This window comes from Amycolatopsis sp. NBC_01488, from assembly GCF_036227105.1.
GTDB lineage: Bacteria > Actinomycetota > Actinomycetes > Mycobacteriales > Pseudonocardiaceae > Amycolatopsis.
In genome coordinates, this window is the sequence record NZ_CP109434.1 from 4,525,477 (window position 1) to 4,551,688 (window position 26,212).

The 26,212-nt window shown below is 69.6% G+C and carries 20 protein-coding genes, 2 tRNA genes and 2 pseudogenes; 13 read left to right on the top strand and 11 right to left on the bottom strand.

The genetic code is table 11. The annotated features are described in order from the left end of the window. The first annotated feature begins 98 nt into the window (after nt 1-98). From OG738_RS22005 to OG738_RS22025, 5 genes and pseudogenes are all read left to right on the top strand, one after another. Nucleotides 99-878: pseudogene (locus OG738_RS22005) on the top strand (transposase family protein). 730 nt (nt 879-1,608) lie between these two features. Further along, nucleotides 1,609-3,126 (top strand): IS21 family transposase, encoded by a 1,518-nt coding sequence (istA, locus tag OG738_RS22010; protein WP_329045635.1) that lies wholly within the window; start codon nt 1,609-1,611, stop codon nt 3,124-3,126. Further along, a complete protein-coding gene (istB, locus tag OG738_RS22015) occupies nt 3,126-3,914 on the top strand; it encodes an IS21-like element helper ATPase IstB (RefSeq protein ID WP_325021275.1) in 789 nt (262 codons plus the stop codon). The genes istA and istB overlap by 1 nt, the downstream gene beginning before the upstream one ends. A 772-nt stretch (nt 3,915-4,686) precedes the next feature. Then, nucleotides 4,687-6,594: a prolyl oligopeptidase family serine peptidase gene (locus OG738_RS22020; RefSeq protein WP_329056269.1), complete on the top strand. Its 1,908-nt coding sequence runs from the start codon at nt 4,687-4,689 to the stop codon at nt 6,592-6,594. A 251-nt stretch (nt 6,595-6,845) separates the two neighbouring features. Beyond that, a complete protein-coding gene (locus tag OG738_RS22025) occupies nt 6,846-8,069 on the top strand; it encodes a tyrosine-type recombinase/integrase (RefSeq protein WP_329056270.1) in 1,224 nt (407 codons plus the stop codon). Nucleotides 8,070-8,472: 403 nt separating this feature from the next. Here OG738_RS22025 and OG738_RS22030 read toward each other — a convergent pair. Then, nucleotides 8,473-8,545 (bottom strand) — tRNA-Lys (locus OG738_RS22030). A gap of 328 nt (nt 8,546-8,873) precedes the next feature. Here OG738_RS22030 and OG738_RS44700 point away from each other — a divergent pair. Further along, nucleotides 8,874-9,370: pseudogene (locus OG738_RS44700) on the top strand (Ig-like domain-containing protein). Beyond that, nucleotides 9,367-9,678: a L,D-transpeptidase gene (locus OG738_RS22035; RefSeq protein WP_329056271.1), complete on the top strand. Its 312-nt coding sequence runs from the start codon at nt 9,367-9,369 to the stop codon at nt 9,676-9,678. The pseudogene OG738_RS44700 and the gene OG738_RS22035 overlap by 4 nt, the downstream one beginning before the upstream one ends. On the opposite strand, the gene proP is transcribed toward OG738_RS22035, so the two are convergent. The 3 genes from proP to orn form a co-directional block, all read right to left on the bottom strand. Further along, nucleotides 9,675-11,087, bottom strand: coding sequence for a glycine betaine/L-proline transporter ProP (proP, locus tag OG738_RS22040; RefSeq protein WP_329056272.1), 1,413 nt, complete (start codon nt 11,085-11,087; stop codon nt 9,675-9,677). The genes OG738_RS22035 and proP overlap by 4 nt on opposite strands. A 199-nt stretch (nt 11,088-11,286) precedes the next feature. Then, nucleotides 11,287-11,362: transfer RNA gene (locus OG738_RS22045), tRNA-His, on the bottom strand. A 77-nt stretch (nt 11,363-11,439) separates the two neighbouring features. Beyond that, nucleotides 11,440-12,048: an oligoribonuclease gene (orn, locus tag OG738_RS22050; RefSeq protein ID WP_329056273.1), complete on the bottom strand. Its 609-nt coding sequence runs from the start codon at nt 12,046-12,048 to the stop codon at nt 11,440-11,442. Between the two features lie 103 nt (nt 12,049-12,151). Here orn and OG738_RS22055 point away from each other — a divergent pair, with 103 nt between their 5' ends. Both OG738_RS22055 and OG738_RS22060 read left to right on the top strand, forming a co-directional pair. Continuing rightward, nucleotides 12,152-13,675 (top strand): helicase HerA-like domain-containing protein, encoded by a 1,524-nt coding sequence (locus OG738_RS22055; protein WP_329056274.1) that lies wholly within the window; start codon nt 12,152-12,154, stop codon nt 13,673-13,675. Nucleotides 13,676-13,742: 67 nt separating this feature from the next. Continuing rightward, nucleotides 13,743-14,120, top strand: a complete 378-nt coding sequence (locus OG738_RS22060) for a DUF3224 domain-containing protein (protein ID WP_329056275.1) — start codon at nt 13,743-13,745, stop codon at nt 14,118-14,120. A gap of 124 nt (nt 14,121-14,244) precedes the next feature. On the opposite strand, the gene OG738_RS22065 is transcribed toward OG738_RS22060, so the two are convergent. The 3 genes from OG738_RS22065 to OG738_RS22075 all read right to left on the bottom strand — a co-directional run bounded on the left by OG738_RS22065 (nt 14,245) and on the right by OG738_RS22075 (nt 17,487). Then, on the bottom strand, nt 14,245-15,273 hold the full coding sequence (locus OG738_RS22065; RefSeq protein WP_329056276.1) for a S1C family serine protease: 1,029 nt from the start codon (nt 15,271-15,273) through the stop codon (nt 14,245-14,247). A 98-nt stretch (nt 15,274-15,371) separates the two neighbouring features. Beyond that, on the bottom strand, nt 15,372-16,694 hold the full coding sequence (locus OG738_RS22070) for a M20 family metallopeptidase (protein ID WP_329056277.1): 1,323 nt from the start codon (nt 16,692-16,694) through the stop codon (nt 15,372-15,374). Between the two features lie 40 nt (nt 16,695-16,734). Next, on the bottom strand, nt 16,735-17,487 hold the full coding sequence (locus OG738_RS22075; protein WP_329056278.1) for a class I SAM-dependent methyltransferase: 753 nt from the start codon (nt 17,485-17,487) through the stop codon (nt 16,735-16,737). Between the two features lie 143 nt (nt 17,488-17,630). On the opposite strand from OG738_RS22075, the gene OG738_RS22080 reads away from it, so the two are divergent. The 3 genes from OG738_RS22080 to OG738_RS22090 all read left to right on the top strand — a co-directional run bounded on the left by OG738_RS22080 (nt 17,631) and on the right by OG738_RS22090 (nt 21,259). Beyond that, the gene (locus tag OG738_RS22080; RefSeq protein ID WP_329056279.1) at nt 17,631-18,533 is read left to right on the top strand and encodes a DNA-3-methyladenine glycosylase family protein; all 903 of its coding nucleotides are present in this window, start codon (nt 17,631-17,633) and stop codon (nt 18,531-18,533) included. Nucleotides 18,534-19,209: 676 nt separating this feature from the next. Beyond that, nucleotides 19,210-19,971, top strand: coding sequence for a M50 family metallopeptidase (locus OG738_RS22085; protein WP_329056280.1), 762 nt, complete (start codon nt 19,210-19,212; stop codon nt 19,969-19,971). A 55-nt stretch (nt 19,972-20,026) separates the two neighbouring features. Beyond that, nucleotides 20,027-21,259 carry an aldehyde dehydrogenase family protein gene (locus tag OG738_RS22090; RefSeq protein WP_329056281.1) on the top strand — a complete coding sequence of 411 codons (1,233 nt, stop codon included), beginning with the start codon at nt 20,027-20,029 and terminating at the stop codon, nt 21,257-21,259. A 72-nt stretch (nt 21,260-21,331) separates the two neighbouring features. Here the strand turns inward: OG738_RS22090 and OG738_RS22095 are convergent, their stop codons facing one another. Further along, entirely contained in the window at nt 21,332-21,583 is a 252-nt protein-coding gene (locus tag OG738_RS22095; protein WP_329056282.1) for a hypothetical protein, read from the bottom strand. 86 nt (nt 21,584-21,669) lie between these two features. Here OG738_RS22095 and OG738_RS22100 point away from each other — a divergent pair, with 86 nt between their 5' ends. Next, nucleotides 21,670-22,761, top strand: a complete 1,092-nt coding sequence (locus OG738_RS22100) for a dihydrofolate reductase family protein (protein ID WP_329056283.1) — start codon at nt 21,670-21,672, stop codon at nt 22,759-22,761. 44 nt (nt 22,762-22,805) lie between these two features. On the opposite strand, the gene OG738_RS22105 is transcribed toward OG738_RS22100, so the two are convergent. From OG738_RS22105 to OG738_RS22115, 3 genes are all read right to left on the bottom strand, one after another. After that, the gene (locus OG738_RS22105; protein ID WP_329056284.1) at nt 22,806-24,011 is read right to left on the bottom strand and encodes a chitinase; all 1,206 of its coding nucleotides are present in this window, start codon (nt 24,009-24,011) and stop codon (nt 22,806-22,808) included. A 447-nt stretch (nt 24,012-24,458) separates the two neighbouring features. Continuing rightward, the gene (locus tag OG738_RS22110) at nt 24,459-25,541 is read right to left on the bottom strand and encodes a sensor histidine kinase (RefSeq protein ID WP_329056285.1); all 1,083 of its coding nucleotides are present in this window, start codon (nt 25,539-25,541) and stop codon (nt 24,459-24,461) included. Further along, on the bottom strand, nt 25,538-26,194 hold the full coding sequence (locus OG738_RS22115; protein ID WP_329056286.1) for a response regulator transcription factor: 657 nt from the start codon (nt 26,192-26,194) through the stop codon (nt 25,538-25,540). Before OG738_RS22115 ends, OG738_RS22110 begins: the two co-directional genes overlap by 4 nt. Between the last annotated feature and the right edge of the window lie 18 nt (nt 26,195-26,212).

Here is a 26,212-nt window from a genome sequence, read left to right on the forward strand (position 1 = left end):
ACCACGATGAACTGGCTCGGGTCCGGACAGCTGACCTAAGGGATGTCTCGTAACCCCGGTGTCGGGCTGACTGGCCGGTAGTTGATCATGTTGGTGTGGTGCAGGTGATCACGGCGTCGCGGCTGGAGTGGATTGCCCCCTTCACCGGGCTGGAACCGGGCCAGTTCCGCAAGCTGGTGCGGTTGGTCGCCCAGCGCGGCGGAGACGAGATCACCGACGGCCGCCCTGGCCGGCAGTGGGCGTCGCCGCTGGCCGACCGGGGGCTGCTGGTGGCGACGTACTGGTGGACGAACCTGAGGATGCGGTAGATCGGGCCGTTGTTCGGGGTGTCGCATTCGGCGGCGCACCGGGTGATCGACTCGATCGGTCCGCTGCTGGCGTTGGCGCCGGTCCGCAAACGCCGGGTTGGCTCCGTGGCGATCGTGGACGGTACCCTGGTCCCGACCCGGGATCACCGGCTGGCGACTCCGTCGAAGAACTACCGGTACTCCACCAACGTACAGGTCGCGATCGATGCCGAGACCAGGCTGGTGATCGCTACCGGTGATCCGCGGCTGGGCAGCCGCAACGACTGCACCGTGTACCGCGACTCGGGTATCGCCGAGGCACTCGCCGGCCGGCCGGTCATGGCCGATGGTGGTTACCAAGGTAATCCGGAGGTGGTCATGCCGTACTGCAAACCTCGTGACGGCAGCGAGTTGCCGGACTGGAAGGAAGACCTCAACGCGACCCACCGCAAGGTCCGTGCCCGCGTCGAGCACGTGCTGGCCCGGATGAAGAACTTCAAGATCCTCCGCGACTACCGTCTGTCGGCGAGCACGCTCGCCGACACCGTCTCCGGCATCGCGCACCTGCACAACGTCGTCCTCCCCGACTGACCGCAACACCAGTCCCACCAACCACAACACGAGTTACGAGACATTCCTTAGGAGGTGAACTTTACGGGCTCGGGGCACTGATTCGGCCGCGATACTTCTGTTCATGCAGGCGGGTGAAGGGTGACGAGCTGCTTTACAAATGTCCGAGCCACGCGAGGATATAACGCGAAGCTTCGGCGGACGGCGAGAGGACATGTCCCCAGCCGGGGACAAGGTGAGTTGTTAGTCTGGTGCCCCGTCGGAAAAAGCGTGCTTCGTGTTCTGAGAGGGCCCGGTTGTCTCGGCATCGCCCGGCCTGCGCACTTGCGGGGCAGAAACGAATTGTCCTGCTGCCCTGCGATCACCAGTATCGGCGGGACCGAAACGGTCATCGGGATCGTCCACATCTCGCGTGCGCCAGTCAGCTCCGCGCGTGACCAGATCCCCTTTGTGTTCTCATCTTGGCGCACGAGGTCTGCCGGGCTGGCCGGAGACCACCACAAGTCCCCTCGTCGACCGGGTACCGTGGTGATCCAGCCGTCATCGAGGTCGGCGAATCGAGCTTCGCGGTTCGCTGTATGGACCGCGTCGGGTGGCACGGCGACATCCGCGAGGTCGGGTGTCCGTGGCCAGTGAATACTCCCCATAGGCGGCCAGATAAGGCCCCGCTGATGGCCACCGGGTTCCCCGTGGACGGCCAGATATCTCCCCGGTAGATCGTCCGGGATGTCGTGCGGCAAGGCTGCGCGACGTGAAGAGCAGCAGGGAGATCATGGAGATCCTCGAGGCGTATGACCTCACGGGGAGTTACCGCGCCGCGGCGGAGCTCGCGGGGTGTGACCACCACACCGTCGCGCGGTATGTAGCCCTGCGGGAGGCCGGTGAAGCACCGGTCGCGCGGGAGCACCGCGTTCGCCCGATCGACGAGTACCTGCCGAAGATCGAGGAGCTGGTGGTGCGCTCCAACGGCCGGGTCCGCGCTGATGTGGTGCATCAGCGGATCACCGCGATGGGCTTCACCGGAGGTGAACGCACCACCCGACGGGTGGTGGCGCAGGTGAAACAGCGGTTGCGGGCCGGTCAGCGGCGAGTGTTCCGGCCGTGGATCGTGGAGCCCGGACTGTGGTTGCAGTGGGATTGGGGCCACGGACCGAAAATCGCCGGTAGGCAGACGCAGCTGTGGTGTGCGTGGCTGGCGTGGTCGCGGTTTCGGGTGGTGATCCCGGTGATGGACAAGACCCTGCCGACGATCGTGGCGTGCCTGGACACCACCCTGCGACGAATCGGCGGTGTTCCGACGTATGCGTTGACCGACAACGAAAAGACAGTGTCGGTGGACCATATCGCGGCGATCGCGGTCCGCAACCCCGACATCGTCGAAGTGGGCCGGCACTACGGGATGACGATCCGCACCTGCATCCCGGCGGACCCGCAGACCAAGGGCGGGTCGGAGGCGACGGTCCGGATCGCGAAGGCCGATCTGGTGCCCACCGACACCAACCTGCTGGAGGAGTACCGCAGCTTCGGCGAGCTCGAGACAGCCTGCCGGGAGTTCTGTGAGCAGGTCAACGACCGGCCGCACCGCGAGACCCACCGCCGCCCCGTTGAAGCGCTCGCGGAGGAACGCCAACGGCTGCATCCCTTGACCCGTAAGCCGTTCACTGTCGCGTTCGGCACCACCCGGCGCGTCAACTGGGACGGCACCGTCTCCGTTGAGGGCGTGCGGTATTCGGTGCCGCACCAGCTGGTCGACACCCGGGTCTGGGTCCGCTTCCACGGCGACGACCTGATCGTCACCTCGGTCGATGACAACGGCCCCGCCGAGGTCGCCCGGCACGCTCGTTCGACACCGGGCAACCCGTCGATCAAGGACGAGCACTACCCACCACGCCCCGATCACCACGGCGACCGGACCCCGCGAGCCAGCTCGGCGGAGGAGGCGGCGTTCCTGGCGCTGGGCAGCGGCGCGGCAGCCTGGTTGACCGAGGCCGCGGCCACCGGCGCGCGTCGGATCCGCCCGAAGATGGCCGAAGCAGTCACCCTGGCGAAGCTGCATCCCGCCGAGGAGGTTGATCGGGCGCTGGGGATCGCGGCGATCGCCGGGCGGTTCGCCGAGAACGACCTGATCCGCATCCTGACCCACAACACCGGCCGCGACACCGCCGAACCCTCGCGGGCCAGTGAGGACCACAGCCTCCAGCCGGGCACCTCGGCCTGGTCCAGCTTCGGCCTCCCCACCAGCGACAACGACTCTGAAAGTGACGTGTGATGACCTCTGGACTGCGCGTCGCCGGCCCCGCCGGTGACCCCCTCGCCGAAGCCGTCGCGCTGACGAAACGGCTGAAACTGCCGCACCTGCGGCGCGCGTTGACCGACCTGATCCCGACCGCGAAGGCACAACGCTGGGACCCGGCCGAGGTCGTGCGGGTCCTGCTCGCCGAGGAAGCCGCCGGCCGCGACGCCGCGAACCTGCGAACGCGGCGCAAACGCGCCGCGTTCCCCGCAGGCAAGACCTTCGGCGACTGGGACGAGCAAGCCTCCTCCATCGCCCGCCCCACCCAAGACTCGCTGAAGACCCTGGAATGGGTGCGGAACAAGGAAAACCTCTGCATCTGCGGACCGTCCGGGACCGGCAAATCACACTTCTGCGAAGCCCTCGGCCAAGCTGCGATCGAAGCGGGGCTGACCGTCGCCTGGTTCACCATCGAAGACCTAGGCGCACTCGTGCGCCGGCACCGGGTCGACGACTCCATCACCCGAGCCCTGGCCCGGCTGATCCGCACCGACTTGATCATCATTGACGACATCGGGCTGCTGCCGGTCAGCCCCGACGCAGCTGAAGGGTTCTACCGGCTGGTCGACGCCGCCTACGAACGCCGCGCGCTAGCCGTGAGCTCGAACCTGCACCCCTCAGGATTCGACGAGATCATGCCGAAAACCCTGGCCACCGCCACGGTCGACCGGCTCCTGCACCACGCGCACGTCGTCGTCACCCAAGGTGACAGCTTCCGGCTCGCCCAAGCTACCTCCGGACAGGGGGTCAGGCCGTTGCGTTGATCTGAGTCCTACCCAGGCGGGGAAATATCTGGCCGTGAGCGGGGACGTCCGCTTGGCCGCCAGCGGGGAGAACATCTGGCCGCCTACGGGGAGGAAAAACTGACCATTGACACTGCCCGGTGACGATGGTGCGTCCGAGGCCAACACGAGGTCGTCGCCACGGTGGTGGGTGATGATGTCGGGGCGTGGGCAGGGTCGGTTTCCGCCGCGAGCGAGCACCCTCGCCGTTCGCTCCAACTGAGCAGGTCAAGCTGTGCCCGAAGGCCCGGATTCTGGGTTCTCCATTGCCCCCACTACAGAGTATCAGCGATCCGGATGTCGCTTCTGATTGCAGCCGGACACCGCGACGGCGCGCTGAAGTGGGTCGCTGGTTACAGGTTCGCTATGTCACCGCCAAAGCGCTGGTCAACGGTTCGACGCTGGTGATGGGCATTGCGTCGCTGCTGATGGGCTATTCCCGCCGTGTGCGAGGCGTGAGGGAAAGACCGGGGTGACCGACGTCGACGCCTAACCGGTGAGCACGGGAAAGCCGACCAGGCCGCTCTCTGCGCCGACTCGTCAGGCGCGGGCCGGGGATCAGTGCGAGGTGCGTGCCGACGGCCTGCTGGCGCAGCGGTCCTGTGCACTCGCCGCGACCCCTCTCGGGGCGCGGTCGCTGCAGGAACTACCGCGTCGGCGTAGTACGCCGTCGGTGCGGCTACACGCTTTCGTGCGGGCGTGTCGAGCGTGGTGGCTCGTCCAAGTGGGGTGGGAACGTCGGCACACTGACCACATGACAGGTTTGACAGCTGAACTCGTGGTCGACGGGCGCGTCCCGCAGACACCGACTCTCGCTCCGAACGGGCATTTGCTTTGCTACGTCCTCGCCCCCACCAGCCGAATCGGTGACTACCTCGACACCGCACTCTGGCTAGCCGACATCAACAGCGACGGTGCGTGGAGCCGGGTGACCGCCGACAACGCGACGGAGTCCCGACCCCGCTGGTCCGCGGACTCGCGCACGCTGTACTTCCTGTCCGACCGCGCCGAGCGTGGCACTCCGCAGATGCACCGGCTCACCCCCGCAGACGGAACAGTGATCGCGTTGACCCGCTGGCGCGCCGGCATCGCCGACCACCTGCCTCTCGCCGATCCCAACCTGATCGCCCTGCTCGCCGAGGACGAGCCCACCGAAAAGGACGTGCGCCGCGCCCGGGACCGTGACGACGCCATCGTTGTCGGCGAACGCGAACCTCGTGCCCGGCTGCGGCTGCTCGACCTGCGCACCGGTCATATCACCACCCCGGGTGTGTTCGACAACCGGCACGTTGTGGAAATGAGGCAACGACCCGACGGTGGCCCGCTCGCCGTGCTCACCCAGGCCAGCGCCGACAAGGACTACGGCCCCCGCACCGGCCAACTGCACCTGTTCGACCCCGCCACAGGGACTGCGGAAGACCTCGGACCGGTCGAGGTCGACGCACAATCCCTGGTCTGGTGGCCGGACGATGACGGGTGGCACCTCGGTTACGTCGCCCTCACCCCGCCGGCCCTCCACGCCGGCACTGCGGTTTTCGACTTGACTCTGAGCAGCCGCGTCCGTCGCAACCGCGCCGCAGGCCTGCCGATGTGCCCCATCGAACTGTGCCAGACCGACGCCGCCCCCCTGGTGGTCTTCGCCAACGGCCTGCACACGACCCTGGCCCGGCTCGACCCCGACGGTCCCACACCACTATCGCAGCACCCCGGCCACCTCGACGCCCTCACCACCACCCCGGCTGGCAAGACGATCGCGGCACTGACCGGTACCCGGTACCAACCCACGAACGTTTATGTTGGGCCAACGACGGGGCCGCTGCGGAAGGTCACGGACACCCGCCCTGAACTGGACGGCATCGCATTCGGTACGCAGCGACCGCTGGTCTATCGAGCGGCCGACGGCCTCGATCTGGATGGTCTGCTAATACTGCCGGCCGGGAAATCCGCTTTGGACGGCCCGTTCCCGCTCGTCACGATCGTGCATGGAGGCCCCGACGATCGGTACGCCGATCGCCTCCAGTTGTTCTCGTTCCACGGTGCACGGCCACAGTGGCTGGCCACCGCCGGATACGCGGTGTTCCTGCCCAACCCGCGGGGCGGGCAGGGCCACGGTCACGAGTTCGCGGCCAGCGTCGTAGGCAGGGTCGGCCGGGAGGAGTGGTCCGACATCCTGACCGGCATCGACCTGCTGATCGCCGAGGGTATCGCCGACCCCGATCGGCTGGGTATCGCCGGTGGGAGCCACGGTGGGTTCATGGCCGCTTGGGCGATCGGGCAGACGAACCGGTTTCGCGCCGCGCTGGTCGACGCGGGTATCACCGACTGGGGGATGCTGGCCGCGAACGGGGAGCACGGCCAGCTCGACGGCGCGCTTAGCGGCAGCATCGGGTGGGAGGGAGTGGGCCCACACCCGCATGACGCGGTAAGCCCGGTCTCCTTTGCCAGCCACGTACGCACCCCGGTGCTCATCCTGCACGGCGCCGAGGACACCAACGTCCCGCTCGGCCAGGCCGTGTACTTCCACCGGGCACTGCGCCATTTCGGCGTTGAGCACGAATTCGTGATCTATCCCAGAGAGGGCCACTCGATCCAGGAACGTAACCACCAACTCGACGTCCTGCGTCGCACCCGTGCCTGGTTCGACCGCTGGCTCCAGCCCTGACCGGAGATGCCCGGTCCTAGCCTCGTTGTCCCCCGCTGACGCCAGCGATGTTGCGACGGCGCGGCCTGTGAGCGGACGATCCGCGGTAGTGGTCGTTGAGGAGGTTGTGATGACTCGACAGGGTGGCGTGTACAAACGTTGTAGCTGCAAGGACGAGGTTGACGGACACCGGCTCGGTGTCCGCTGCCCGCTTCTGGACGAGCGTGGGCACGGTTCGTGGTACTTCTCGTTGGAGCTGCCGGTGGGCCGCGATGGGCAGCGGCACCGCGTGCGGCGTGGCGGGTTCCTGTCGCGTGCCGCGGCAGAACAGGCACGACGACAACCTGCTCGGCAACGATGTCGATCCGGCGACGGCCGTGGTGACGGTGGGGCAGTGGCTGGATATCTGGTTGGAGATGCGCCAGAACCTGAGCTTCTCGACTCGGCGGCTCTATACCCAGCACGTCCGCGATTACCTCAAGCCCTATCTGGGGAGTGTTCCGTTGCGGTCGTTGACGGTCGCGCGGGTGCAGGCCATGTTCGCAGCGTTGATCCGCACCAACTCAAGCCGCGCCCGGCCCTTGTCTTACGCGACGCTGCAGCGCATCCGAGGCGTTCTGCACGCCGCGCTCAACGGTGCGATCCGCCGGGGACTGCTCGACCGGAACCCGGCGCATTGGATCGAGCTTCCCTCCGGGCGTCGGCCGCGTGCTGTGGTGTGGACGGAAGGTCGGGAAGCGCACTGGCGCGAGACCGGGGAGCGGCTGGCCGTGGCCGTCTGGACTGCTACGCAGACTGCGGCGTTCCTGGAGAGTAGCTTCGAGCACCCGTTGCATGTGCTGTACCTGCTTGTCGCGCTGCTTGGGCTGCGTCGGGGTGAAGCGGCCGGGTTGCGGTGGTGCGACATCGACCTGGACGCCCGAGTGCTGCAGGTGTCGCACCAGGTGCAGGACCACAATGGCCGGACCGTGATCTGTCCGCCGAAAACCGAGAGCAGCGTCCGCGTCCTCGCACTGGACAGTATTTCGGTATCTGCGCTGCGATCCCTGCGCGCCGAGCGGCGACGCGGGCTGCCGGCCGGTGCCGCGTTGACCGGGTTCTTGTTCGTCAACCAGTACGGGAATCCGATGAGTCCCGGCTACGTCACCCACGCCTTCCGCAAGCTCATCGCTGAGGCGGACCTGCCGCCGATCCGGCTGCATGACCTCCGCCATGGTGCGGCGAGCCTGTCGCTAGCCGCGGGGAACGACCTGAAGGTGGTGCAGGCGATGCTGGGGCACTCGAGCATCGTGCTGACCGCCGACACCTACACCAGCGTGCTGCCCTGCCTGGCGCACCGGGCCGCCGAAGCCACCGCCAATCTGGTCATGAAAGCGGCACGGCGGACGGCGAAGAAGGTCCGCCGCCACTCCCGGAAAGCCACACGCCACTACGGGACGAAGAAGAACCGCAGGCCTGGGTCGACACGGAAGTCGGCTCACAAGATCCGTGCGTAGAAGGGCCCTTTGCGCGCCAGCTGCTCTGAGGTCCTGAAGAAGATCGTCGACGCAGCCGAGCCACCGATGAGGGAGGTGGGGACTGTAGATCGAAGCGAGTCGCAGGAGGCCGTCGACGGCAGTCTCAACCCCGGCTGGCTGATCGCTCGGACTTCAGGTTTGCAATAGTGAACAGGCGGCCGTCTTGTGTCTGATTTCGGCGCCACAGAAGAGCTAAAGGCGTTGAGGCACCGGAAATCGGACGTCACTGCAGTGGCTACGCCCCGACCGGCGGCCGAGAAGGGGCATGCACCCAGCGAGACCGGCCACATTCGGCCCCACGCCGGTCCCGCCCATGATCAAAGCCCACCGGCAAGATCCTCGTGATCAAGGATACTCGCAGGTGGGCTTCGATTCAGTGGGGTGCGCCATCAGGGACTCGAACCCCGAACCCGCTGGTTAAGAGCCAGCTGCTCTGCCAATTGAGCTAATGGCGCCGGTGTCTGCCGGAGGTTTCCCTCGGCGACGTGGAAAAGATTAGCACCCGGTTCAGGGCCCGTTTCACGGGGGGTCCCTAGTCGGGTTCCGGCGTTGCCGCCCCGGTGTCGGGGCTGGTCGGGGCACACTGCAGTCGGACATCGACGGCGAAACGGGCGGGTGGACATGGTGAGTGCGGGGGGCGGCTGCTGGTCGCCGCAGGGGTGATCGGCCTCACGGTGGCCGGCTGCAGCAGTGCCAGTCCTTCGAGTGAACCGCCGGCGACGTCGTCGGCAGCGCCCCGGCCCGTCCCGAAGGCCGCCGTGCTCACCTTGAGTCCTGCGAAGGATGCCAAGGACGTCGCGACCGGGGAGCCCGTCAGCATCAGCGTCGCCGAGCGGGAAGGCCGGTGACGTCAGATTGACCGGTGCCGATGGCGAGGTCGTCGCCGGGAAAGCGCGTGCGGACGGCTCCAGGTGGGACTCGGCCGAGCCGCTCGGCTACACAAGACCTACACGCTGACCGCGTTCACCACCGTCAAGCCCGCGCGCCAGCTCGGCGTCTCGGTGAACCTCGAGCCGGGGTGAGACCGTCGGCGTCGGGACGCCGCTGATCTTCACCTTCAGTGGGAACGTCGACGACCACGCCGCGCTCAAGGTCACCGCCGAGCCGGCCACCGAGGGTGCCTTCCGCTGGTCCGGCGGCAGGTCACCTGGCGTCCGAAGGACTGCTGGAAGAGCGGCACCAAGATCACGGTCGACGCCGTCGTCTACGGCAAGGCAGCTACGGTCGCGAGGACAAGAAGATCACCGCCGCGGTCGGCGACGGACAGACGCGCCAGATGACCGTCTCGATCAACGACATGGAGGTCAAGACCATTCCGACCTCCATGGGCAAGTCCGGCCACACCACGCCGGCCGGGACCTACACCGTCATGAGCGAGCACACCGGCTACACCATGAACTCCGCCACCTACGGCGTCTCCGAGGACGGACCCGGTGGGCACAGCACCTTCGTCCAGTACGCGGTCCGCCTGTCCTACAGCGGCATCTTCTACCAGCAGGGCCACAGCAACGTGAGCCACGGCTGCCTGAATCTGTCCACCGAGAAACACGAAGTGGCTGATGGACACGAGTGGCCCGCGGGGAACTAGCCGTCCTCGGCCGAGGTGCGGACCAGTTCCCGCGCCTCTTCCTCGGTCGCCACCGCGGGACCCGAGCCCCAGAGCGGCTTGTTCGCCGTCTCGCGGCTGAAGTAGACGGCGACCGCGCCGACCGCGCCTGCGGCCATCAGGTACCACGCGGGCCAGAAGTCGTGACCCGTCGACGAAATCAGTGTCTGCATGACCAGCGGCGTCGTGCCGCCGAAGAGTGACACGGAGATGTTGAACGCGATGGACAGCGCGCCGTAGCGGATCGCGGTCGGGAACAGCGCCGGCAGCGCCGCGGGCATCGAGACCTCGAAGCAGAGCAGCAACAGTCCGAGGCCCATCAGCCCGAGGAACGTGACGACCAGGCCGCCGTCGTGCACCAGCAGCATCAGGGGCCAGGAGAACGCGACGTAGCCGATGCAGCCGGCCATCATGACGGGCTTGCGGCCGACCTTGTCGGTGACCCGGCCGCCGACCAGGATGATCAGCATCATCACGACCATGACGACGATGATCAGCAGCAGGCCGTGGGTGGCGTCGAGGTGCAGCTGCTCGGACAGGTACGTCGGCATGTACGACAGCAGCATGTAGTCGGTGACGTTGAACACGAGCACGAGGCCGACGCAGATGAGCAGCGCGGGCCAGTAGTCGGTGAACATCTTCCAGAACGGCTCGCCGGAGCGGCCGCGCTTCTCGGCCTCTTCGGCGTGCTTCTGGAACGCCGGTGTCTCCTCGAGCTTGAGCCGCAGGTAGAGGCCGATGATGCCGAGCGGCCCGGCGACCAGGAACGGGATCCGCCAGCCCCAGTCGAGCAGGGTCTCGTGCGGCACCCAGGCCTTCATGCCGGTGACGACGGACGCGCCGAGGACGTACCCGGACAGCGTCCCGAACTCGAGCCAGGACCCCATGAAGCCGCGCCGTTTGTCGGGCGAGTACTCGGCGATGAAGGTGGTCGCGCCGCCGTATTCGCCGCCGGTGGAGAAGCCCTGCACCATCCGGGCGAGCACCAGCAGGATCGGTGACCAGACGCCGATGGTGGAGTAGGACGGGATCAGCCCGATGCACAGGGTCCCGATGGCCATCATGATCATGGTGACGGCGAGGACCTTCTGCCGTCCGATCCGGTCCCCGAGGGGCCCGAAGACGAGCCCGCCGAGCGGCCGCATGAGGAAGGCGGCGGTGAAGGCCCCGAAGGTCCCGATCAGCCGGACGCCGGGAGCGACGGTGGGCGGGAAGAAGACCTCGGCGATGGTGTCGGCGATGTAGGCGTAGACGCCGAAGTCGAACCACTCCATGGCATTGCCCAGCGCGGCGGCCCCCACCGCGCGCTTGAGCAGCGACTGGTCGACGACAGTGATGTCCTCGTACCGCAGCTTCTTCTTCCGCCTGATCTTCGGTCCCGAACGTGCCACCACCCCACGGTGCCCTGGCGATCGGACGTTCGCACACTGAGCCATCCGGTCGTGAGCACTACCACCAACGGACCACGCGATCACACGTGATGGGGGTCCGGGGGCGAGCCCCCGGCGGGGGCGTGGGGGCTCGGCCCCCACAAAAAGGCGAAACCCCAGCCTGTGGGAAGGGGCGCAAGCCCCGAACAGGCTGGGGTGATGGGGTGAGCGACGGGTTTCGAACCCGCGACCTCCTGGACCACAACCAGGTGCTCTACCAGCTGAGCTACGCCCACCATCGCCGAGGGGATCCGCTTGCGATCACCTCGCTGGGAGTAATCGTAGCGGGTGCCCTCGACCGGTTTTCAGGGGGTTACCTCTGCTGCTGTTCCTGCACTTCAGCGGCGGCGGCTTTGGCTTCCTCGCTGGTCGGGCCCGGTTGCGGGACGAAGGCGACGCGCCGGTAGTAGTCGAGTTCGCCGATGGATTCCTTGATGTCAGCGAGCGCGCGGTGGGCGAGGCCCTTCTCCGGCTTGGCGTAGTAGATCCGCGGGTACCAGCGGCGCACGAGCTCCTTGACCGACGAGACGTCGACCAGGCGGTAGTGGAGGTGCGCGTCGAGGGCCGGCATGTCGCGGGCGATGAAGCCGCGGTCGGTGGCGATCGAGTTGCCGGCGAGCGGCGCGGTGCCCGGTTCGGGGACGTGCTCGCGGATGTATTCGAGGACGCGGCGTTCGGCTTCTTCGAGGGTGACGCTGGAGGCGCGGACCTCTTCGGTGAGGCCGGAGTGGGCGTGCATCTCGCGGACGACCTCGGGCATCCCGGCGAGCTTTTCCTCGTCGGCGTGGATGACGATGTCGACTCCGTCGCCGAGCACGTTCAGCTCCGCGTCGGTGACGAGGGCGGCGATTTCGATCAACGCTTCCTTGCCGAGGTCGAGCCCCGTCATTTCGCAGTCGATCCAGACTAGGCGGTCGGTCACCTCGTGACCCTAACCCGACACGGGGACAAGAGGAGCGTTACCTGCGCGTACGGCGCGTTACGCTCGCGACTGTGGTGCAGGACACACGATCGGGGAGTTGTGAGTGACGGAGCAGGGGTCGCCGGCGAGCGAGATCGCCGCTGGTTATGCGAGTGAAGGTGCCGCACTGGAGCTGGGCGCGGTGGTGATCGACGGGCAGGCCGACGCCTCCGCCGCCGTGCGCCTGCCGTTGGCGACCCTGAACCGGCACGGCCTGGTGGCGGGCGCGACCGGCACCGGCAAGACGAAGACGTTGCAGCTGGTCGCGGAGCAGCTTTCGGCGGCCGGAGTGCCGGTGGTGCTCGCGGACGTCAAAGGCGACCTGTCCGGGCTGGCTGCGGCCGGCGGGGCGAACGACAAGGTCGGAAAGCGCTCGCAGGAGGTGGGTGACGACTGGGCGGGCACGGCGTTCCCGGTGCAGTTCCTCTCGCTCGGCACCGGTGGGAAGGGTTCGCCGATCCGGGCGACGATCACGAGCTTCGGGCCGGTGCTGCTGTCGAAGGTGCTGGGGCTGAACGAAACGCAGGAGTCGACGCTCGGCCTGATCTTCCACTGGGCCGACCAGCGCGGCCTCGCGTTGCTGGACACGAAGGACCTCCGGTCGGTGATCACGCACCTGACCGGCGACGAGGGCAAGGCGGACCTCAAGGGCATCGGCGGGGTTTCGGCGGCGACGGCCGGGGTGATCCTGCGTTCGCTGTCCAACCTGGAAGCCCAGGGTGGCGAGGACTTCTTCGGCGAGCCCGAGCTGGACGTCCACGACCTCATGCGCGCACGTGACGGCAAGGGCGTCGTGACGTTGCTGGAACTGGACAACCTGCAGTCCAAGCCCGCGCTGTTCTCGACGTTCCTGATGTGGCTGCTGGCCGAGCTGTTCGAAGAGCTGCCCGAGGAGGGCGACCTCGACAAGCCGAAGCTCGTCTTCTTCTTCGACGAGGCGCACCTGCTCTTCAACGACGCGTCGAAGGCGTTCCTCGAGCGCATCGAGCAGACCGTGAAGCTGATCCGGTCCAAGGGTGTCGGCGTGTTCTTCTGCACGCAGCTGCCCACGGACATCCCGAACAACGTCCTTTCCCAGCTCGGTGCCCGCATCCAGCACGCGTTGCGCGCGTTCACGCCGGACGACCAGGCGGCGCTGGCCAAGACGGTGAAGACCTACCCGAAGACGAAGTTCTACGAGCTGGACACGGCGTTGACGTCGCTGGGCATCGGCGAGGCGATCGTCACGGTGCTGTCCGAGCGGGGTGCGCCGACGCCCGTCGCGTGGACGCGGCTGCGCGCGCCGCGGTCGAAGATGGGCTCGATCGGCGCCGACGCCATCGCCGCCGTAGTCGCTTCGTCGGACCTGCACGCGAAGTACGCCGAAACGATCGACCGGGAGTCGGCGTACGAGAAGCTGGCCGCGAAGGTCGCCCCCGCTCCGGACGCGCCTGCAGCCCCAGCGCCGGAACAGCAGAAGGAGAAGGACGAGCCCGGCCTCATCGAGTCGGCGATGAAGAACCCGGCCGTGAAGTCGTTCATGCGGTCCGCGGCGAGCGCGCTGGGCCGGGAGATCACGCGAGGCCTCTTCGGCAACCGGAGGCGCTGACAAAACCTGACGCGACCTGTCAGGTATCGCTGCGAAGCTGGTGCCCACGCCGAAGAGAGGGGCCGCCATGACCAGCACCGCCACCGCGTCGTTCGTGCTCGACCAGTGGGAGCCGCAGGCGACCGACGAGGCCGCGGGCACCGAGTTCGCCCGGGTGGCCATCGCCAAGACGTTCACCGGGGCGGTCGAGGGGACCAGCACCGTCGAGATGCTGACGGCGTCCAACGCGACTTCGCGCGCGTACGTCGCCTTCGAGCGTCTCGCCGTCTCGGTCGACGGCCGCAAGGGCGCGTTCGTCCTGCACCACTCGGCCGACGAGCTCGGCCTGACGCTGAAGATCCTCACCGGCTCCGGCTCGGGTGAGCTGACGGGGATCTCCGGCACGGCGACCATCGAGATGGACGCCGAGCAGAACCACACGCTGGTCCTCACCTACGCCCTGTAGACAGCGCGAAGGCCGTTTCGAGAGCCCCCGATTGACCCTCGAAACGGCCTTCGCCGGTGTCCACCGCTCCCCGAAAGCGGGCGGACCGGAGGGGCCGCCCCGATTACGGCCCCGTCCACGTCTGTCAGTTGTTCACGATCTGGTCGACGATCTTCTTCGCGTCGTTGATCGGGATGGCGAAGCCGATCCCGACGCTGCCCGCCGAGCCGTTGGCCGAGGCCGTCGGGCTGTAGAGGGCCGAGTTGATGCCGATGACGTTGCCCTGGGCGTCGACCAGCGCGCCGCCGGAGTTGCCCTGGTTGATCGACGCGTCCGTCTGGATCGCGGTGTAGCTCGGCGAGTCCGTGGACTGGTTCGAGGTGCGGCTGAAGGGCGACTGCTGTTGCTGCTGGCCCCCACCGATGTCGGACAGGTTCCGGTTGAGCGCGCTGACGATGCCGGTGGTGACGGTGTTCTGCAGGCCGCCCGGCGAGCCGATGGCGACCACTTCCTGGCCGACGACCAGCTTGCTCGAGTCGCCCAGCGTCGCCGCCGTCAGGCCGCTGGCGTTCTGGGCCTGGACCACCGCGATGTCCGCCTTGGTGTCCGCGCCGACCACGCTGGCCTGGTACTTCTTGCCGTCGGAGGTGGTGATCACGACGTTCTGGGCGCCGTCGACGACGTGCGCGTTGGTCAGGATCCGGCCGTCCGCGGTGAGGATGACCCCGGACCCGATGGCCTCGCCCTGGTCGGTGGTGACGTTGATCTGCACGACGCTCGGCGTCACCTTGGCCGCGACGGCGCTGACGTCGCCGGTCGCGGTGGAGTTCGCGACCGTCTGCCCGTTCGCCGCCGGTGTGCTCACCGACGTCGTCGCGCCGTCCGCCGAATTCGTGGTGAGCCCGACGATCGCGGCGCCCCCGACCCCGCCGACCAGCGCGGCGCCGAGGGCGGTCGCGCTGACGATCATCGCGACGCGGCCGCCCTTGCGCGGCTTGGTCTTCAGCGCCGTGGGCGCCTGCTGCGGCTGCGGGGTGAACAGAGGGTTCGGCGCGGCCTGGTGCTGGTAGCCGTACTGCTGCTGCTGCGCGTACGGCCCGTACTGCTGGGTGCTCTGGTGCGGCTGGTGCCCACCGGGTGAGGCGGGGCCGGGCCGACTCTCGTTCTCGGTCATGGACCAAGGTTCGCGCCCGCGCTTGTGAGCAACCTGTGGAAATACCTCGGCCTTTGCTGAGAAGAATCAGCTGAGAAAACTCAGGAAATCCTCAGGCATCACGCGAAGAACGACGGCACGTCGAGTGCGCCTCCCGCCGCCTCGAACTCGTCGTGCACCGCCTGGCGCAGCTCGGCGTCGGCCAGGTAGTCGGCGGCGGTCAGGGCCAGGCCCAGCGCGCCGTCGCGGACGCCCGCGTCGCCGCTCTCCGCACCGGCCGCGGCCGCGAACTCCTTGGTGTGCAAGGCGACCGTCGGGCCGGAGACCGCGAGCATCGGGTGCAGTGCGGGCATTCGGTACGACAGGTTCCCCAGGTCCGTCGACCCCGTGAGCGACTCCGGGACGATGCCCGGTGGGAGCGGCTTGCGGCCGGTGCCCGCCTGGTTGACCGACCAGCGCCCGGCGAGCGCGGTGTTGAACCGGATCGGCAGGTAGGCGGCCTGGGCGTCCCAGATCAGCTCGACGCCGCAGCCGGTCATCGCCGCCGCGCCCTCCGCGATCGACGTCATGCGCGCGGCGAGGTCGCGCAGGGTGTCGGGGGATTGGGAGCGGAGGTAGAACAGCAGCGCGGCACGGGCCGGGATGACGTTCGGCCGGGCGCCGCCGTCGGTGAAGACGCCGTGGACGCGGTCGCTCTGCGGGAGTTGCTGGCGCAGTGCCGAAACGCCTTGGTAGGCCGCGACGGCGGCGTCGAGCGCGTTGCGGCCCATGAACGGCTGGGCGCTCGCGTGGGCACCGACGCCGTGGAAGACCATCTCCAGCTGACGGCGGCCGAGGAACGGGTGCAGCGCGATGTCGTGGCTGAACGGGTGCAGCATGATCACCGCGTCGACGTCGTCGAACACCCCGGCGCGGGCGAGGATCTCCTTGCCGCCACCGCCTTCTTCGGCCGGCGTGCCGATCAGGCTGACGCGGCCGCCGAGCCGTTCCGCGACCGTCGCGGCGCCGAGGAAGCCACCCGCGGCCGTCGTGCAGATGATGTTGTGGCCGCACGCGTGGCCCAGGCCGGGGAGCGCGTCGTACTCGGCGAGGACGGCGATGTGCGGTCCCTCCTGCGGTGGCGTGCTGACGCGCAGCGCGGTGTCCAGCCCGCCGACCCCGACGGTCGTTTCGTGGCCGTGGCGCTTCAGGAGCTCCGCCAGGGCCTGCACCGAACGGTGCTCGGCGAACCCCTCTTCGGGATGGGCGTGGAGATCTTGGCTCAACGCCACCAGATCGGGTGAACTGCGCTCGACCGCGGCGGTCACCTCGGCCCGTGTCGCCTCGTCCGCGCCGGCGTGCGGCGAGGCCAGCGGTTCGGCGGCCGCGACGGCGTCGGCGGTGGCCTCGACCAGGGAACGCAGGTAGCTGTCGTCGGGCGGGACGGGCTCGTGGTGGGTCATGGGGGCGATGCTAACCGCAGGCCCCGACAATCCGCGGCGCTCAGCTCAGCCGGCCCGCCACGATCTGCGTGACCCCGGCGTACCGCTCGGTGATCGCGGTGAACCCGCGGGCGCGCAGGCTCGCCGCGATCTCGCCGCGGTCGAACATCCGCTGTCCGCTCAGGATCCCGCCGACCGACTCCGCGACCCGCGCGGGTTGCCAGCCGCGCCGGGCGCTCGTGAGCAGCACGATCCGGCCGCCGGGCTTGAGTACGCGCGCGAAGGAGTCCAACGCGGTTTCAGGCTCCGCGAACATGTGAAGGGCGGCGAAGCAGCAGACGCCGTCCACAGTGGACTCTTTGAGGGGCGGGTGGACGGCGTCGGCGCGCAGGTAGGCGACGGTGTCCGGGCCGCCCTCGGCGACGGCTTTGGCGAGCATCGTGCGCGCGCCGTCGAGGCCGATGGCGAGCCCGTCCGGGCCGACGGCGGCGCCGAACGCGCGCGTGAAGCGACCGGTGCCGCAGGCGACGTCGAGCACGGTGTGTCCGGGTTCGAGGTCGAGGAGCTTCGTCGCGAGCCGGACTTCGTCCGCCATGCTCGGCCCGAACGGGCCCTTGAGCGCGCGGCCGAGGGCGGGGCGCCAGTACCGCTCGTAGACCTGCGGGAGCAGCGTGGTGCGCATCAGGCGCTGCGCGACGCCCGTCGGCGGGCCGGCCTGGCTCACGTCGCCCAGCAGGTCGAGGTAGCCGTCGTCGGTCTTCGCGGGCGCCTCGAGCAGGGTTTCGAGGCGTTCGGTGGCGGTCTGGCCGGGCATGGGTCTCCTCTCGAATACCGGCAGTATGTCAAATCCCGATCACTCGAACGAGTGAAGAATCCGCAGGCTCAGGCGTTCGAGCCCCGGAATTGTCGGTGGTCCGGCCTAGCGTCGCAGTCGAGGTTCCGATCCGAGGAGGACAGATGACGATTTCCATGGTGGGCAGCGAAATCACGGTGCGAGGCGAGTTCGACCTGGCCGCGGCGGCCCGGTTCCTGACCGGCTTCGCGCCCGCGGGGCAGCCGGAAGCGGAGTCCGGCGCGCTCCGGGTGGCGTTCCCGCTCGAGGGCGAGTGGACGCCGATGGGAGCGGTGCTGCGGCAGAGATCGCCCGGCGAGGTGGTGGTGGAGGTCCACGGCCCGCCCTCGCAGGCGGACGCGGTGGTCACGCAGGTGCGCAGGATGTGCTCGCTGGACATCGACGGCACCGGCTTCGGCGAGGTCGGCGCCCGCGACCCGGTGGTCTCGCTGGTGCAGGGGTTGCACCCGGGGCTGCGGCCGGTGCTGTTCGCCTCACCGTACGAGGCGGCGTGCTGGGCGGTGCTGAGCCACCGGATCTGGATGACGCAGGCGGTCCGCCTGCGCCGCCGCCTGGCCGAGCGCCACGGCACGGAGGTCGACGTGGGCGGCAGCGTGCTGACGTCGTTCCCGGCGCCGGCGGTGCTGGCGAAGCTGGAGTACCTGCCGGGCTTGCCGGGCCCGAAGATGCAGCGCCTGCGCGGAATCGCCGGAGCAGCGGCGGAGGGCCTGCTCGACGCGGCGACGTTGCGGGCGATGCCACCGGACGAAGCACTGAAGCAACTGCAGCTCCTGCCGGGGATCGGCCGCTTCAGCGCCGAGCTGATCCTGATCCGCGGCGCCGGCCACCCGGACGTGTTCCCCCGCGCGGAGACCCGCCTCCACGAAATCATGCGCGCCGCCTACCACCTCCCGGACGCGGGAGCCGAGGAGCTGACGGAGATCGCCCAGGCATGGGCGCCGTTCCGCAGCTGGGCGTCGTTCTTGCTGCGAGTGGAAGGAGAGGCCCGGATGCGGGAGTCTCGCTGACCTGACGGCGGCGGCGATCCCGGTTGGCTGGTGCCCGGTCCGGAGCGCTGACCTGGCTCGGTCGACGGCCAGCCCGGCGAGCGGAGCGGCCGCGCCGGTCGGTTCGCGCCGGCGAGCCTCGTGGCCGCGGTCTGTGTCGATGCTGCTGCAGCGTCATCGACAGTGACCCAGCCCTAGGCCGATGCCGAAGCGCTTACTGCCTGAGTCCGACGCTCACCGGCGCTTCGACCGGCGTCTTCGCGTGCTTCGCCGTCACCAGGTCCACCGAAGGTCAGCCCGCTCACCGGGGCCCAGGTCAGCGCCCCTGAGGCGTGCGGATCGCCCGACCATGGTTCGCCTGGCAGGCGGTCCCTTGCCGTGGGCTGCGTCCACCCGTCCACTCGCGAGTTCCGGCCCCAATCACGTGAGTTCCGGCTTCGATCACGCGACTTCCGTGTCCCAGCACGTGGATCACGGCTTCCGTCACCGAGGCTCAGCTCGCCGGAGTCCGGAGCTCCACAGCGAGGCCGTTCACCGACCGTGCTGGGCGCCGAATCAGGCCGGCTACCGCGTCCGAAGCCGGCGTCCGACCCGACCACGACGAAAGGAGACCGTATCGACCCAATACCGGAGTCGTCGAAACCGCGACAGCCGGGGACTCACAGTAGCCAGATATCGCCTGTGGTGAGGTGTCCGGGTGAGCTCGCCCGTTCAACTCGCGCTCGGCGGACCGGCCGGTGCCGTCCTCCAAGCGGCCGCCACCACTCCTTCGCTGCTCGAGCAGGCCCAGACGCCCGCCGTGATCACGCTGGTCGCCGGTGGCGCGGCGCTGCTGGTCGTGCTCGTCGGGGGGACTCCGTGGCGGATGGCGCGCAACGGCGTCACCATCGTGCACGAGGCCGGGCACGCACTGGCGGCCGTGCTGGTCGGGCGGCGGCTGCAGGGCATCAAGCTGCACTCGGACACCTCGGGCGTCACCGTCTCGCGCGGCAAGCCGGAGGGGCCGGGCATGGCCTTCACCGCGATGGCCGGCTACCTGGCGCCGTCCGTGCTGGGGCTGCTGTTCGCGAGCCTGCTGGGCAACGACCTGGTCGGGACGGTCCTCGTCCTGATCGCGCTGCTGCTGCTCGGCGTGCTGGTGATGGTGCGCAACGCCTACGGGGTGTTCACCGTCGTCGTCAGCGCTGTCGTGCTCGCGCTGGTCGCGTTCGTCGCGCCGGTCGAGGTGCAGGCTCCGTTCAGCTACCTCGTGACGTGGTTCCTGCTGTTCGGCGGCGTGCGGCCGGTGCTCGAGCTGCAGGTCAAGCGGCGGCAGGGCCGGGCCCGCGACTCCGACGCCGACCAGCTGGGCCGGCTCACCGCGGTGCCGCCGGTGCTGTGGGTGCTGGTCTTCGCCGTGGCGACGGTCAGCTGCCTCGTCGCCGGCGGGCTGTGGCTGCTGGAGCCCGTGGCCGCCTGACCACGCCCATGCGGCAAACTGGTCTCTCGCTGGTCCGCGCGGAGGGAGACGAACGATGGACGAGGTCGCCAAGGCCGTGGAGGAATGCGCACGGGCGGCGAAGCTGGCCGCGCCGTCGCTCGCCGCCGCTTCCGCCGAGGCCGTCGACGCCGCGCTGACGGGGATGGCCGAACGGCTGCTCGCGCACCGCGACGAGATCCTGGAGGCGAACCAGGCCGACGTCGAGCGCGCGAAGGCCGAGGGGATGAGCGCCGGTCTGCTCGACCGGCTCACCATCACCCCGGAGCGGCTGACCGGCATGGCCGAGCAGCTGCGGCTGCTCGCCGGCGCCCCGCACCAGGAGCGCTCGGTCGACGTGTCCACCCTGGACGGCGGGCTGAAGCTGGTCGAGCGGCGCCGTCCGGTCGGCGTGATCGGCGCGAACTACGAGGCGCGGCCGAACGTGACCGTCGACGTGGCGTCGCAGCTGGTCAAATCGCGCAACGGCGGCGTGCTGCGCACCGGCTCGGCCGCGCTCGGCTCGGCCCAGCGGCTGCGCGAGGTCGTCATCGCCCCGGCGCTGACCGAGGCCGGCATCGACGCCGACTGCGTCCAGCTCGTACCACGGGTGGAGCGCGAGGCGGCGTCCGCGCTGGTGCGGCTGCCGAACCTCGTCCCGCTCGTAATCCTGCGCGGCAGCGGCGACAGCACCCGGGCGCTGGCCACCGAGGCGGCCGTCCACGGCGTGCGCACGCTCGCCCACGCCGACGGCGGCGGCGTCCTGTACGTCGACCGCGGGGCGGACGTCACGAAGGCGCGCGACCTCGTCTACGCGAGCCTCGACCGGCTGGGCGTCTGCAACCGGCTGAACCTGCTGCTCATCCACGAGGCCATCCACGACGACGTCTGGCCGGGCATCGCCGACGCGCTGGCCGAGCGGGGCGTCACGCCGTCGCTGGCGCCGCACGAGCACGCCATCGGCTACGAGTGGGCGCTGGACTCCGACCGCGAGGCGACGGTCACGGTGGCCAAGGTCGGCGCGCTGGCCGACGCCGTCGGGATCGCCAACGAGCAGACGTCGGGCCTCGCGGCGGGCATCGCCACGGAGGACGAGTCAGCCGCGGACGCCTTCTTCGACGGCTACACCGGCACGGGCGTCTTCTGGAACGCCCCGACCCGCCTCCTCGACGGCTTCAAGCTGCTCGCGGTCCCGGAAACCGGCATCAACCTGGACAAGGTCCCCGGCCCCCGCGGCCCGGTGACGTACACGGACCTCTACGTCCGCCAGTACGCGGTCCTGCCCGCCTGAGCCGCCGGTTCGCGGCGCACCAAAGTCGCATCACAAAGGCGCGCCACGAAAGCGCACCGCACACCGGAGCCGTCAGATCGTGGGGCCCATGCTCGCGAGGCGGCGCAGCTCCCTGACCGTGTCCGCCGCGTTCGTCACCAGCTCGGTGTCTTCTCCCACGACGCCCGCGTAGCGGTAGATCGCCGTCGGGCCGTCGCTGATGGCGATGGCCGCCACCAGGCGGCCCTCCGGGTCGCGGGTGAGCCCGGTCGTCACCGACACCTCCCGGCCGACCGTGTCGACCGTGGTCAGCGTCCGTTCCTTGTACCAGCCTCGCGTCGTCATGGTGAGAAAGCTCCGAAGGGGGAAGGGCGACAGGGATACGTCGTGAGACGCCCGGATCGCGCGAGGCGTTACGGCATACTGGCCGGGTGATCACCCGGCCGCACGTCCTGCTGTCCGCCGCGCAGTCGCTCGACGGCTTCCTCGACGACACCTCGCCCGAGCGGCTCGTACTGTCCACTGAGGACGATTTCGCCGTTGTGGACCGGTTGCGGGCCGAGGCGGACGCGATCTTCGTCGGCGCGGGGACCGTGCGGGCCGACAACCCGCGCCTGCTCGTGCGCTCCCCGGAGCTGCGGAAATGGCGGCTGGCGCAGGGAAAACCCGAACAACCGGTCAAGGTCACCGTGACCACGCGCGGCCTCGACCCGGACGCGCAGTTCTTCACCGTCGGGGACGTCGAAAAGATCGTCTACGCGCCGCCCGGGGCCGCTGACGCGCTGAAGCACGTCGCCACCGTTGTCGACGCCGGGAATCCGCCCGATTTCGGGCACGTCCTCGACGACCTCGGGGCGCGCGGGATCGAGCACCTGCTGGTCGAGGGCGGCGGCGGGATCCACACCCGGTTCCTCACCGAAGGGCTCGCCGACGAGCTGCGGCTCGCGATCGCGCCGTTCTTCGTCGGGCAGCCGGACGCGCCGCGCTTCGTCGGGCCCGGGCGCTACCCGCGGCCGCTGTCGCTGGTCAACGCCACAGAACTCCAGGGAATGGCGATCCTCGAATACCGGGCCGCGGCCGAGCCGACCGGCCGGGACGTCCGGCGCCTGCGGGAGGCCATCGCGCTCGCCGCCGAGTGCCCGCCGAGCCACACCTTCCGGGTCGGGGCCGTCATCACCGACGCCGACGGCGAGGTCGTCGCGACCGGGCATTCCGGCGAGGGCGACCCGCTGAACCACGCCGAGGAAGCCGCGCTCGCCCAGTGCGCCGGCGATCCGCGCCTGGCCGGCGCCACGATCTACAGCTCACTGGAACCGTGCAGCCACCGCAGCTCCCACCCGCGCAGCTGCACCGAGCTGATCCTCGACGCCGGGATCCCGCGGGTCGTCTTCGCGTGGCGCGAGCCGCCCGTCTTCGTCGACGCGCGGGGCACCGAGCTGCTGCGGGACGCCGGGCGCCACGTCATCGAGGTGCCCGCGCTGACTCCCGAGGTCCAGCGCGAGAACACCCATCTGAAGTTCTGACGAGGTGGAGGCCGCCGAAGCGGCCTCCACCGGATCAAGCAGCGCTAGCAGGCGCCGTTGTCGACCCAGACGCCCCATTCGCCGGTGGTGCCGGGCTCCTCGCCCTGCGTCCACCACTTGGCCGTCCACTTGTGGCTGTTGTGCGAGACGGTGTCGTCCTTGACGTAGACCTTCGTCCGGTCCCACTCCGCCGCGGTGCACGAGCCGCCGCCCGGGGTGGTCGGGGTCGTCGTCACGGTCGGCGTCGTCTGCGGCGGGGTCGCGCCGGCGAACCGGACGCTGAACTTCGTGAAGTCCCAGTCGTTCTGCGGGACGTTGCTGCAGACGCCGTTGTCGGTCGTCCCGACGCACGCGCGGTCGCGGTTGACCGACCAGAACGTGAAGCGGCCGAGGCCGTGGCTGGTCGCGTAGTCGTAGACCGTCTGGAAGTCCGACGTGTAGAACATCTCGGCGGCGTCCGACTTGCCGTTCATGCCGGAGAAGCCCTCGTGCGAATACGCGGTCGCGCTGTCCCAGCCCATGTGCGACGTCAGCAGGCCGTGGAACGCCTCGAGCGCCGACACCTGCGACGAGCCGCCGTTGAAGCCGCCGTCGAACGGCATGATCGAGAAGTTGTTGGGCGAGAAGCCGATCGACTTCGCCTGGTCGAGCAGCTGCGTGCCGAACCAGCCGGTGCCGGCCGTGGTGCCCGGCATGGTCACCGACACGAACAGGCCGGGGTTGTTGGCCTGCAACGTCTTCGCCGCGCCGAGCTCGTTCGCGATGGCCGCGGTGTTCTCGTACTCGGGCTCCTCGAGGTCGAAGTCGATCGCCTTGAGCGAGTACTTGCTGATGACCTGCTGGTACGCGGCGGCGGTCGCCGCGACGGTGCCGCAGGTCTGGCCGAGCTTCGTGCCGCCGTAGCCGCCGACGGACACCGAGACGTCGCCGCCCGCGCCGCGGATCCGTGAGATCACGTTCGCGACGGCGGTGTCGGACGAGACGGCCGACGTGCCGTCCCAGGTCGGGCTGCAGCCGCCGCCGTTGGGCGCCAGGATGAACGCGAGCTGGAAGGCCTTGAGCCCGGTCGCGTTCATCACGGTGACCGGGTCCGGTGGGTTGTTGCTCTGGGGCATCAGGTAGGGCGCCGCGGCGTACCAGTTGTTGCTCAACGCCGCGGTGGCCGAGGGCGCGCCGAGCACGAGGCTCACGGCGGTGGCGGCGGAAGTGGCGGCGGCGAGCCCAATGGCGGCCAGTCTGCTCCTGCGCATGATCTGTCCTCCCGGTGGGGATCGAGGGTGGACAAACTATTGGACTAGACCATTGACGAAGTCAAGACGCGAAGGTCGGATAGGCGCAATCCGCGGGCGAAAAGCGCCGGAATATCCGATATTTGCCCGAGGATTGATGGCACAGGGGTGAAGCCGGGCGGCTTCTGCGCGCGGAATCGGCGGGAGAGTAAGACGGCGGCCGGATTCGCGCGCGCCGAGGCGAAGTTGTGCGGTGCAGACGGGCAACCGGGGCCGGAGAAACGGGCAAGCGGCGCGGGTGGGCAACGACGCGGGCCGGGCGAGCGGGCCGGAGAGAGGGGTAAGCGGCGCAGGCGTGCGACGACGCGGGCGGGCAAGCGGCGCAGGCGGGCGACGCCGCAAGTAGGCGACGCCGCGGACAGGCAATGCGCCGAAGCTCCGCAACGCCGGAGCGACGCAGCCGCCTCCTCAGGCCCGCGGCAGCGACACGACCACCACCAGCCCACCCTCCGGCCGGGCCGTCGCCACCACCTCCCCGCCGTGTGCGCGCGCCACGGAGCGGACGATCGACAACCCCAGCCCTGCGCCCTCCGCCGCCACCCGGGCGCGGCGGTGGAACGGGTCGAACAGGGCCGGGACCTCCGCGGGCGGGATCACCGGGCCGCTGTTGGCCACCTCCAGCTCCACGCGCCCCGGCGACGATCGGGTCGTCACGCGCACCCAGCCGCCGGCGATGTTGTGGCGGATGGCGTTCTCCACCAGGTTGTGGGCCAGCCTCTCCAGCATCAGCGCGTCGCCCAGCGTCACCGCTTCGCCGAGATCCTCCACGACCTCCGGCGGGGCGACGTGCGCCGCCACCGCTGCCAAGTCGACCGGGCAGCGCTCGGTCAGCGCGCTCTCCGATCGGGCCAGCAGCAGCAACCCGCTGATCAGCTTCTCGTGCCGCGAATTGATCCGCAGCAGCTTGCCGCCCAGCTCGCGGACGTCGTCGGACGCCGTGCGGCGGTGCATCGCCACCTCGACCAGCGACCGGTTCAGCGTCAACGGCGTCCGCAGCTCGTGCGACGCGTTCGCGACGAACCGGCGTTGCGCGTCGAAGGAGCGGTCGAGCCGCTCGACCATCACGTCGAACGCGTCGGCCAGGTCCTTCACCTCGTCGTCCGGGCCGTTCAGCGCGATGCGGGACTGCCCGCCCGGTTCGGCCGCCGCGGCGATGCGGCGCGCGGTGTCCGTCACCTGGCGCAGCGGCGCCAGCGCGCGGCCCGCGACCAGCCAGCCCAGCCCGGCCGCGAGCACCGCCACCGCGCCGAGCGCGATCGCCCCCTGGGTCAGCAACGACGTCGCTGCCGCTTCGCGCACCTGACGGGCCTGCTCGTCGAGGGACTCCGGCGAAGGCAGCACGGGCAGCCCGGCCGGGGCGGTGCCCGCGATGAACGTGACGCGCCGCCCGACCTGCTGCGTGAACAGCAGGTACGTGACGCCCAGCAGCGCTCCGCCGGCCAGCAGGAACAGGCCGCCGTAGAGCACGGTCAGCCGCAGCCGGAGGCTCATCGGAGCCGGTAGCCGACGCCGGTGACCGTCTCCACCAGCGGCGGGTCGCCGAGCTTGCGGCGCAGCTTGAGGATGGTGAGCCGGACGGCGCCGGTGAACGGGTCCGCGTGCTCGTCCCACGCCTTCTCCAGCAGGTGCTCCGCGGACACGGCGGCGCCATCCGCGCGCAGCAGCTCGGCGAGCACGGCGAACTCCTTTTTGGACAGTGGCAGGTACCGCCCGTCGCGGAACACCTCGTGCCGCGCCGGGTCGAGCGTGACGCCGGAGCGGCGCAGGATCGGCGGCGCGGCCGGCCGGCAGCGGCGCCCCAGCGACTGGATGCGCGCGGCCAGCTCGGGAAAGGCGAACGGCTTCGTCAGGTAGTCGTCGGCGCCGAGCGACAGCCCGTCGACGCGGTCGGTGACCTCGACGGCCGCGGTGAGCATCAGCACCCGCGTCGCCGCGTCGGAGGCGACCACCCGCCGGCAGACGTCGTCGCCGTGCACGACCGGTAGGTCCCGGTCGAGCACGACGACGTCGTAGTCGTGCACGGCGATCCGCTCGAGCGCGGCGCCGCCGTCGTGGGCGATGTCGACGGCGTGCGACTCGTCGCGCAGCCACTCCGCGATCGCGTCCGCGAGCATCGGCTCGTCCTCCACCACCAGGACCCGCATCCCGCCATGATCGCCGCG